This window comes from Tenacibaculum aquaeponti (genome assembly GCF_057221555.1).
In genome coordinates, this window is record NZ_CM170147.1 from 2,216,122 (window position 1) to 2,227,031 (window position 10,910).

At 30.0% G+C, this 10,910-nt stretch carries 8 protein-coding genes and 1 tRNA gene; 6 read left to right on the top strand and 3 right to left on the bottom strand.

Annotated elements, in window-relative coordinates:
- Positions 1–2 precede the first annotated feature (2 nt).
- The gene (locus tag AC2TEO_RS09980) at positions 3–2,186 is read right to left on the bottom strand and encodes a glutamine synthetase III family protein (RefSeq protein WP_442264678.1); all 2,184 of its coding nucleotides are present in this window, start codon (positions 2,184–2,186) and stop codon (positions 3–5) included.
- Between the two features lie 157 nt (positions 2,187–2,343).
- Between AC2TEO_RS09980 and AC2TEO_RS09985 the strand changes: the two genes are divergently transcribed.
- Positions 2,344–3,354 (top strand): glutamine synthetase beta-grasp domain-containing protein, encoded by a 1,011-nt coding sequence (locus AC2TEO_RS09985; RefSeq protein ID WP_442264679.1) that lies wholly within the window; start codon positions 2,344–2,346, stop codon positions 3,352–3,354.
- A gap of 59 nt (positions 3,355–3,413) precedes the next feature.
- On the opposite strand, the gene AC2TEO_RS09990 is transcribed toward AC2TEO_RS09985, so the two are convergent.
- The gene (locus AC2TEO_RS09990) at positions 3,414–4,259 is read right to left on the bottom strand and encodes a M57 family metalloprotease (RefSeq protein WP_442264680.1); all 846 of its coding nucleotides are present in this window, start codon (positions 4,257–4,259) and stop codon (positions 3,414–3,416) included.
- A gap of 180 nt (positions 4,260–4,439) precedes the next feature.
- Here AC2TEO_RS09990 and AC2TEO_RS09995 point away from each other — a divergent pair, with 180 nt between their 5' ends.
- On the top strand, positions 4,440–6,224 hold the full coding sequence (locus AC2TEO_RS09995; RefSeq protein WP_442264681.1) for a tetratricopeptide repeat-containing sensor histidine kinase: 1,785 nt from the start codon (positions 4,440–4,442) through the stop codon (positions 6,222–6,224).
- On the top strand, positions 6,221–6,937 hold the full coding sequence (locus tag AC2TEO_RS10000; RefSeq protein WP_442264682.1) for a LytR/AlgR family response regulator transcription factor: 717 nt from the start codon (positions 6,221–6,223) through the stop codon (positions 6,935–6,937). The genes AC2TEO_RS09995 and AC2TEO_RS10000 overlap by 4 nt, the downstream gene beginning before the upstream one ends.
- Positions 6,938–7,009: 72 nt before the next feature.
- Here the strand turns inward: AC2TEO_RS10000 and AC2TEO_RS10005 are convergent, their stop codons facing one another.
- Positions 7,010–7,951 carry a calcium/sodium antiporter gene (locus tag AC2TEO_RS10005; RefSeq protein ID WP_442264683.1) on the bottom strand — a complete coding sequence of 314 codons (942 nt, stop codon included), beginning with the start codon at positions 7,949–7,951 and terminating at the stop codon, positions 7,010–7,012.
- Between the two features lie 526 nt (positions 7,952–8,477).
- Here AC2TEO_RS10005 and AC2TEO_RS10010 point away from each other — a divergent pair.
- The 3 genes from AC2TEO_RS10010 (at position 8,478) to AC2TEO_RS10020 (ending at position 10,815) form a co-directional block, all read left to right on the top strand.
- Entirely contained in the window at positions 8,478–9,809 is a 1,332-nt protein-coding gene (locus AC2TEO_RS10010) for an SPFH domain-containing protein (protein ID WP_442264684.1), read from the top strand.
- Positions 9,810–10,469: 660 nt separating this feature from the next.
- A complete protein-coding gene (locus AC2TEO_RS10015; RefSeq protein WP_442264685.1) occupies positions 10,470–10,697 on the top strand; it encodes a putative signal transducing protein in 228 nt (75 codons plus the stop codon).
- 44 nt (positions 10,698–10,741) lie between these two features.
- Positions 10,742–10,815: transfer RNA gene (locus AC2TEO_RS10020), tRNA-Arg, on the top strand.
- Positions 10,816–10,910: the final 95 nt, after the last annotated feature.

The window sequence follows — 10,910 nt, forward strand, 5'->3', positions numbered from 1 at the left end:
ATTTATCTTGTAAATAAAAGTTCTCTATATTTTGTTAATGGCCATAAATTATCGTCAACTAACAACTCCAACCTATCTACATGGTAACGAATATCTTCTAAATATGGTTTTACTTTACCACAATAAGCTTCCGCATTTTTTTGTCCCGATAATCGATTTGCTTTTTTTCGCTGATTAGTCATCTCTTCAATCATTGAATTAATTTCAACAATATGATTGGATATTCTTTTAATTAAATCGATTTGTTCTGAAGCATACTTTTTATAATCTTGACCAAAAATCTCTTTTAATCCTTTTACATTTTCTATTAATGTATTTTGATACTGTATTACAGTTGGAATTACATGATTTCTAGAAATATCACCTAAAACTCTACTTTCTATTTGAATTAACTTAGCATATTCTTCCAACTCAATTTCATGACGTGCTTTTAATTCAACTCGATTCATAACCTTCATTTCTTCAAAAACAGCAATACTTTTTTCACTAATTTTAGCCTTTAAAGCTTCTGGTGTAGTTCTATGATTACTTAAACCTCTTTTCTTAGCTTCTTTCTCCCAAGCATCCCCATAGCCATCACCTTCAAATCGAATATCTTTTGAAGCTTTAATATATTCACGCAATACATTAAATACAGCTTCATCTTTTTTCAATCCTTTGCTATCTACCAGCTTATCAACTTCTACTTTAAAATCTTTAAGTTGTTTTGCAATAATTGTATTCAATACGGTCATTGGTCCAGCACAATTTGACCAAGAACCCACAGCTCTTAATTCAAATTTATTTCCAGTAAATGCGAATGGTGATGTTCTATTCCTATCTGTATTGTCCAATAAAATTTCTGGAATTTTACCGATAATATTAAGCTTCAAATCTGTTTTTTCCTTTGGAGAAAGTTTTCCTTTGGTTACGTTCTCCAATTCATCTAAAACCTGAGAAAGTTGAGAACCAATAAATACAGATATAATTGCTGGCGGCGCTTCATTTGCACCTAATCGATGATCGTTGCCTGCACTTGCGATCGATGCCCTAATTAACTCTTCATACTCATAAACTGCCTTAATTGTGTTTACAAAAAAAGTTAAAAACTGAAGGTTTTTCATTGGTGTTTTACCAGGACTCAACAAATTAACTCCTGTATTTGTACTTAAACTCCAGTTATTATGTTTTCCAGACCCATTAATTCCTTTAAAAGGTTTTTCATGAAACAAGACTTTAAAGTTATGTTTTTGAGAAACCTTTTTCATCAAATCCATTAATAATGAATTATGATCAACAGCTAGATTTGCTTCTTCAAAAATTGGCGCAACCTCAAACTGATTCGGCGCAACTTCATTATGCCTAGTCTTAACTGGAATTCCAAGTAACATACATTCTTGCTCTAAATCTCGCATGAAATTTAAAATACGAGTTGGAATTGAACCAAAATAATGATCGTCTAGTTGTTGTCCTTTTGCTGATGCATGACCTAGCAAAGTTCTCCCTGTCATCATAATATCAGGGCGAGAAGCTGCTAAAGCTTTATCAATTAAAAAATACTCCTGCTCCCAACCCAAAGTAGCAGAAACCTTAGTTACATTTTTATCAAAATATTTACAAACAGCAGTTGCAGCGTCATCAACAGCTTGCAACGCTCTTAATAAAGGTGTTTTATTATCTAAAGCCTCTCCTGTATAGGCAACAAAAACTGTTGGAATACATAAAGTTGTTTCATATATAAATGCTGGAGAAGTAGGATCCCAAGCTGTATAACCACGAGCTTCAAATGTATTTCGAATCCCTCCATGAGGAAAAGAAGAAGCGTCTGGTTCTTGCTGTACTAATTTTCCTCCATCAAATAACTCCATTGCATTTCCTCCTCCTACAGTTTCAAAAAAAGCGTCATGCTTTTCTGCTGTAGAACCTGTTAACGGTTGAAACCAATGCGTATAATGTGTCGCTCCTTTAGACAAAGCCCATTCTTTCATACTCACTGCTATTTGATCTGCAATTTTTCTATCAATTTTATATCCAAATTCTATAGCTTCACTTACACTCTTATAAGCTTCACTGGTCATATATTGTAACATCGATCTCTCATCGAATACAAATTCTGCATACAACTTAGAGCGTCTTTCCTTTTCCTCAACGAAAATAGGTTTTCTATTCATTGTTTCCTGTAGTGCATTAAATCTAATCGTAGCCATTATTAATAATTTTTAGCTAAATTAATATTAATACCCTAAAAAAATAGGGGTTAAATTATTTTTTTTAAAAAAAAACAATTTTTACCCCTAAAAAATTTGGGGGTACATTAAAAAATATACATTTTTGCATAATAAATAATTAACGTTATAAAAAATCATGGCTAAATCTAAGTTAGAATACATTTGGTTAGATGGATACTATCCAACTCAAAACATGCGAAGTAAGACTAAAGTTATTGAAGACTTTAGTGGTAAATTAGACGATTGTCCTGTTTGGTCTTTTGATGGATCATCTACAAAACAAGCTGAAGGAGGAGATTCTGATTGTTTATTAAAACCTGTAGCTATATATCCAGATCCAGCTCGTGATAATGGATATTTAGTAATGACAGAAGTTTTAAATGCAGATGGAACAGCTCATGATTCTAACGCAAGAGCAAACATTGATGATGATGATAATGATTTCTGGTTTGGATTTGAACAAGAATACTTTATCATGGACACTCACACTCAACTTCCTTTAGGTTTCCCTATCGGTGGTTACCCTGGACCTCAAGGAATGTATTATTGTTCTGTAGGAGGTAAAAACACCCATGGTCGTGATTTTGTAGAAGAACACGCCGATTTATGTATTGCTGCTGGATTAAACTTTGAAGGAATCAACCAAGAAGTTGCATCTGGTCAATGGGAATTCCAATTATTTGCTAAAGGAGCTAAAAAAGCTGGTGATGAAATTTGGGTTGCTCGTTATTTATTAGATAGATTAACTGAAAAGTATGGATATTATATTGAATACCACCCAAAACCTATTAAAGGAGACTGGAACGGTTCTGGTATGCACGCCAACTTCTCAAATACTTTATTAAGAACTTGCGGAAGTAAAGAAACTTATGAAAAGGTATGTGAAGCATTCAGACCAGTAGCAAAAGAACACATTGCTGTTTATGGAGAATATAACGACCAACGTTTAACAGGATTACACGAAACCGCTTCTATTAACGATTTTAGCTATGGTGTATCTGACAGAGGCGCTTCTATCCGTATTCCAATTATTACTGTAGAAAAAGGATGGAAAGGATGGTTAGAGGATCGTCGTCCAGCTTCTAATGCTGATCCATACAAAGTGGCAGGAAGAATTGTTGAGACAGTAAAAAATGCAAAAATTTAATTTTCTAAAAAAAATCCGTTAAACATAAAATTTAACGGATTTTTACTTTATTTCATCTTTTAATAAAGATACTGTAAAGCAACTATATCGTATTGGCCAAATTCTCCATTGTTATGAGGAAAACAAGCATTCATAATAGACCCTGGATCTCTTCCTGTTGGCGTCCCTGGAATATGAATAGCTCCTTCAGGATTCACAGGCTCTCCACTTTGACCACATGATTCTCTTGAAAACCAATCAACATGTCTAAGCCCAAAACAATGCCCTAACTCATGAGTCATTAACCCCTCAAGCAATTGATCGTCTCCATTTCTATTAGCACCCCCATTAATCATTACTCTTTTAAAAGGCTCTCCTCCAGACGGGAATCCCGCGCTTCCTCTAACTCCATCTTGAGGAATTACCGAACTATTCGTTTGAGTGTACACAACAATATCGTTACTACTGAAGTTAGTAGAAAAAACTAATTCAAGTCGAAAACCTAAGTTTATATTATTGTAATTTGCAACAGCATACTGTAACCCCCTTCTAGCTACCGAACCTAAACCAAAACTATTATTTCCATTGTATCCAACTACTCGAATAACCCTAGGAGTACTAACTAAATTATAAGTATGATATTGCCTTGCTGACACGCCCTCATCATTATGAATTTTCATATCCATAATTTGATCATAAGTCATAGCAATATCTCCTTCTATAAAATAGTAATCATTTATAGAACCATCAATATCTTTCACCACCTTTTTTGTTACATCTTTATAATTAAGTTTTAATGCTTCTATTTTATCTAAAACTTTTTGCGAGACCTCTAAATTTTCTGGTCTCTCTTCTATAACCTCTTTTTCACAAGAGAACAAAATTGCGATAAAAACAATAAATAATAGTTTAAGTGAATTTTTCATAATATTACATTAATTAAATTGTTAAAAAAATATTAAAAACGAATCTATACTAGTAATCATCAAATTCAAAACATCACTACACCATCAGTAAGAAATAATTCATTAACTGTAACTTTTAAGTGTTAAACCATTATTTTCCATAACTTTACAACCAAACCATTAAATAATAGTTTAAAAAAAATGAAATTAACAGTCATTTATTTAACATTATTTTTCATTTCTCAACAATTTTCACTGCATACTCAAAATAGATCTGCTATTAGAGATTCTCTAGATATTTCATTACTCAAAAAATTAGAATCTAACTATACAAAAATTGAAGTTATTGACTCTTTTCTACAAATAACAAATCAAATCGACAAAAACATAAAAAATGAAAACCATCTAATCGAATCTTACTTTTTTTTAGCTAAGAAATACAAACAAAATAAAGAATATTTAAAGTCTTTAATTTCATTTAATAAAGCTGAAGAAATACTTGCCCATAATAATTCTTATAAAAATAAATGGTCTTTTTACACGAATAAAGGACGTTTAATAAATGAATTACAAGAATATAGATTAGCTAGAGCTATCTTTAAAGACGCAGTACAGTATTTAGAACCCAATCAAATCTATAAAATAGCCACTTCTTATTTAAATATTTCTACAACTTTTGATTTTGAACACCACGACTCTTCTGCATATTACTCTAAGAAAGCTTATACTATTTTTAAAGATAACCCTGACTATACATCTCATTTTTTTGCCTCAGTTAACAACATAGCATACAGTTACATAAAACAAGGTTTGTATAAAAAAGCCGCCACTATTATAAATAAGAATATTAACATTAACAATATAGATTATAAAAAAACCTCAGAATATTTTGAATCTTACTTTTTTAACACTGTAGGAGAATTACATTATAAACAAAAAAACTATAATTCTGCTATCTTTTATTACAAGAAGTCAATTAATACAACAAGAAGGATAAACCCTACATCACATTTATTAAGCTTAAATGATTTAGCATCTATATATGAAATTAAAAAGAATTACAAAGAAGCACTAAAATACAGGAAAATAAAAGAAAAGTTTTTATTACAATTCGATAAAGACAACTTAAAAAAAGAAATTGCCAAACTTGAATATTACAAAGTATTAAATAAAAAAAATCAATTAATAAACTCACTAGAGAAAAAAAATGAATCTTCTTCGAGACAGATTCAAAACACTCAAAAATTAGCCTTCTCCATAGGTTTATTATGCTTAACATGTATTTTAATACTTTTGATTTTTTATCAAAAAAATCGTTTAAAGATTTCTTTATTAAATGAAGATATAACTCTAACCAGACTTAAATCTTTAAAATCAATGATGAATCCTCATTTCCTTTTTAACTCATTTAATACACTACAAGGACATATTCTTCATAAAAATGAACTTGAAGCCAGCTCTCATATGAGAGAATTATCTCATCTTATAAGAAAAATATTATCTAATTCCGAAAGTTTATACATCAATTTTGATGATGAAATTGAAATCATTAAAACCTATATAAATTTAGAAAATAAAAGATTTGACAAACAATTTAAGCTTATTATAACTATAGATCCTATTTTATCATTAACAAACCCCAAAATACCTTCTATGATTATACAACCTCATATAGAAAATGCTATTTTGCATGGACTTGGATCAAAAAAACAAAATCGCCTAGAGCTAACTTTTTCTTGCGATAAAAATCATATTATTTGTATTATTCAAGACAACGGTGTTGGAAGAAAAACTGTAAACAAAAAAGCACACAAACACGAATCTCATTTATCCATAAGTACCAAAAACACTAATGAACGTATAAAGCTTTTAAAAAAAATAGGTCACAAAGAAACTCAACTTCATATAGAAGATCTTTTTGACTCAAGCCAAAATCCACTAGGAACTAAAGTAACCATCAAACTCCCTATAATCCCTTCAACATGAAAAACCCAACAACCTGTGTTATTATAGATGACGAAAAATTAGCTCGCAAGACACTTAAACTATTATTAAAAACATATAAACCAAATATCACTGTTATTGGTGAAGCAAAAGACAAAAACTCCATCAATCAAGTATTAAACAACTTAAATCCAGATATTATTTTTTGCGACATTCAACTAGAAAAACAAACTATATTTGATTTACTTCCCAAGTATAAAGTTATTAACTCTAAAATTATTTTTATTTCTGCACATGAAGAATTTGCACTGAAAGGATATAAACATAACGCTATAGACTATTTACTTAAACCCTTAGACCCTGCAAAACTTTTTCAAGCTATTGATAAAACATTACAAATAATAGAAAAAGAGAAAAAACTTCAGGTTTTTAATAAATCTCCTCAAATAATTCTATCTGACAACAAAGGTTCTCATATTATAAAAATTAAAGAAATTATGTATTGCATTGCTAACGGCAATTACACTTCAATTTTTTTAAAAGATAATTCATCGATAATGGTATCCAAAAACCTTAAATTTTTTGAAGAAAAATTAAATTATTTAAGTTTTTTTAGACCTCATAAATCTAATCTAATAAACACTAATTACCTAAAACTTATAAGCAACGATAACGGTGGACATATTGTAATGGTTGACGGAAAAAAGCTTTCTATTTCAAGAGACAAAAAAAAATTACTACTAAATCAAATTTAGAATCTATAACACCTATTTTACCATTTAGTTTTTCTTCCATGGAAATTCTATTTCTTTCCGAAATTACTTAAACTAAACAAAAGCGAGGTAAACAAAAACACAATATCCTAAAAATAGTATCGCACCTTTTAATCTACTTAACTTAAATTTTTCAGGAATAAATATTAAAGGTAAAATCACAAAAGCAAAAGCTAACATCCAATAAATATCCCTAGTTAAAATTTGAGGTTCAGTTACAGGAATAGTCTTAATTATAGATGTCAAACCTAAAACTGATGCTATATTAAAAATATTAGATCCTATTAAGTTACCTAATGAAATCGCCTTCTCTCCTTTTACAGCTGCAATAACAGAAGCTGCTAATTCAGGAACACTTGTCCCAATCGCAATCATCGTTATTGAAATCACACCTTCACTAACACCAACACTTTGTGCTAAATCTTTTGCTCCTTTAACTAACAAATCGGAACCAAAATACAATGCTACAGCTCCAATTAGTAACCAAACAGAAATTTTACCATAACTTATAGCAGCTAATTTATCATCAACTTCATCTGAATCTGCATCTTCCTCTTTTGCTGATTTAATTAGGACAATTAAGAAAACAACTAAACCTAAAAATAAAATTATCCCTTCTGTGTTAGTTAATTGATTATCATTCTGAAGGAAATAAAAAATAACTAAAGAAAAGAGCATCATTACAGGCCAATTCAATTTTAAAAAATCTTTACTAACTGCTATTGGACCTATTAAAGCAGTAACACCAAGAACCAAACCGATGTTTGCAATGTTAGACCCTATTACATTATTAATAGCTATAGCAGGTGAACCATCTAAAGCAGCTTGTAAACTAACCAATAATTCTGGTGCAGAAGTAGCAAAAGAAACCACAGTCATACCTATCACCATTTTTGATATGCTCAATTTAAAAGAAAGACCTACTGAAGCTTTCACTAAAAAATCTCCTCCAAAAACTAACAACACCAATCCAACAAGAACATACACAATACTCATACTAGTTATATTTTTTATTGCGAATATAGACAATTATACGTTGTTTAAATTTCAATTTTTAATAACAAAAAATCAACAAATTTTAATCTTGAAAATTTCTATGATTTTTTCATCCAAAAGATAAAAAGCAAGTTTTCCCCTTCTTGAAAACATCATTTTTCCTTTGCTTTCAAAACACGATTAAAAAGAGCCCTTTATTTTATTACACATAAAAACACAAAATAAACATTTACATTATATATAAAAACTAAAAATAAGTAAAACATGTTTCATTTTAAAACTTTTTTAACTTTTTTGACTTCATATATAAATCCAATTAGATTAAATCTATTTCAAAAATTTGGTAATCATATTTCGTTCGTCATATATTCATCAAACAATTTCGAAATTGATCAAATTACTAACTAAAAACAACATAAAAAATGATAACTATCATATTGAAATTAACAGTAGCTTTTATTGAACTTGTATCAAGTATAATTCAAACTATTTTTTAACAACAACTATTTAAAACATTAAACTAACTATGCTAACATTTTTCGGAATTTTATTAATTCTATTAGGATTTGCATCTATTGTAATAAAACCCTTCTTTAAACAAACAAAAGATTTAGAATGGCTAACAACACAGAAAAGTATTACTGTGATTATTACAGGTATATTATTAAGCATAACCTCTGGAATATTCTTTTATGCTGAACCAGGAACTGCTTACGCTGTTCAATATCCATGGGGTGGACAAAAAGCTGTATTTCAACAAGGTTTAAAAACTAAAATGTGGGGAAGATTAATCCCTATACAATTTGAAATCCCAGTAAAATATGTAATACCAAATAAAAAGGGACAATTAGGAGATCAAAGTCAGTATGCCTATGTAGACAAATCACGTCAATGGGAATTTAACGATGCTGTAAAAGGGAAGATTGCTACATCAATTGTAATAAGCATTGATATTTCAGATGAAAAACAGTTTTTATCAGTTGCTGATAGAAACAAAACAGAAAAGAATTTAATACGATCTAGAATTATACCAAATATCGATCAATCTATAAAGAACACTTGTAAGCTTATGGCTGCCCAAGATTATATTTCTGGTCAGGCTGCAGATTTCGATAGATATTTTCAAGATCAATTAGAAAATGGAATGTATGTTTTAGAAGAATATGCTGAAAACCAAAAACCAGAAATTATTGGTGACAGCACTGTAACTAGAACTATTCCAAACAAAGAATCACGCCAAAAAAGATTCAGAATAAAAATGAAAAATGGCGAACCTGTAAGAGTAAAAGGAAACTCATTAAAATCATACGGTTTAACCGTAGTACAAGCTGTAGTAACTGAAATTGATTGGGAGGATACTTTTGACAACAGATTACAATTACAGAAAGAAGAAGTTGCACAAACACAATTAGAAAAACAACAAGCTGAAAGAGAATTTTATCGCGCACAAAAAGAAAAAGCAAAAGGAGAAGCAGAAAAAGCAAAAGAAAGAGCTAGATTAGAAAAAGCACAAATACAACAGACCATTGCAGCTGAAACAGAAGCAAAAGTTGCTGAATTTAATTTAACAAAAGAAAAGAAACAATATGAAGTTGAACAATACAAAGCAAAAAGTAAAAAGTTAGCCGCAGATGCTCAAGCTTATGAAAATCAAAGGTTGGTAAGTGCAGGACTTACACCTCAAGAAAAAGCAGAATGGGAATACAAAACCGCAGTGGGAGTTGCTAAAGAATTAAAAGACTTAAAACTTCCGACTACCTACATAGAAGGAAGTACAGGAAATAAGAACAGTGGGAATTTGCTACAATCGTTAATTGGTGCTGAATTAGCTAAGAAAATGATTGAAAAGAAGAATTAGAAAACGAAAAAGTGAAAACGAAAAAGTGAAAACGAAAAAGTGAAAACGAAAAAGTGAAAACGAAAAAGTGAAAACGAAAAAGTGAAAACGAAAAAGTGAAAACGAAAAAGTGAAAACGAAAAAGTGAAAACGAAAAAGTGAAAACGAAAAAGTGAAAACGAAAAAGTGAAAACGAAAAAGTGAAAACGAAAAAGTGAAAACGAAAAAGTGAAAACGAAAAAGTGAAAACGAAAAAGTGAAAACGAAAAAGTGAAAACGAAAAAGTGAAAACGAAAAAGTGAAAACGAAAAAGTGAAAACGAAAAAGTGAAAACGAAAAAGTGAAAACGAAAAAGTGAAAACGAAAAAGTGAAAACGAAAAAGTGAAAACGAAAAAGTGAAAACGAAAAAGTGAAAACGAAAAAGTGAAAACGAAAAAGTGAAAAGTGATGAGCCAAGTCTCATCACTTTTCCATCCTTTTTCATTATATTTGATTACAAACCTTTTATAATGAGAAAAAAATTATTTAAGGCCTTAGCCAAAATCAATAAAATCTTGCTTCCGTCTTTCACCAAGAGACAGTTGGATATTTCAAAAGCATCTAAATTTCAACTAGTAATAATTGGATGGAGAGCTTATATCACAAAAAACGCATTAGATTAATTTTTAAAAATTTTGATTATGAGTGATTACATTAAACTTTTTTCAGGAACATCTATAATTGTAAATAGATTAGCACAAATTCTAGATGAATTAGGCATAGCCTCAATTATTAAAGACAATCATGAATCTGGAAGATTAGCTGGTTTTGCAACACTAGGACAATCTGTTGACCTTTTAATTAACGAGTCGGATTCAGAAAAAGCAAGTGAAGCTTTAGAAAATTTTAAAAAAGAATTTTCTAAATAATTTTAAGATTTAAAAAAAACTTATATATTTGCATCCGCAAAAACGGCCTCGTAGCATAACTGAATAGTGCACTTGATTACGGCTCAAGAGGTTGCAGGTTTGAATCCTGCCGAGGTCACAATAGCTCTTTAAATTAACTTTAAAGAGCTTTTTTGTTTTTAAACCCTTACTAAAAGCAAAAAACATTCAAAGCCAAACCTTCTTATTTCTCTA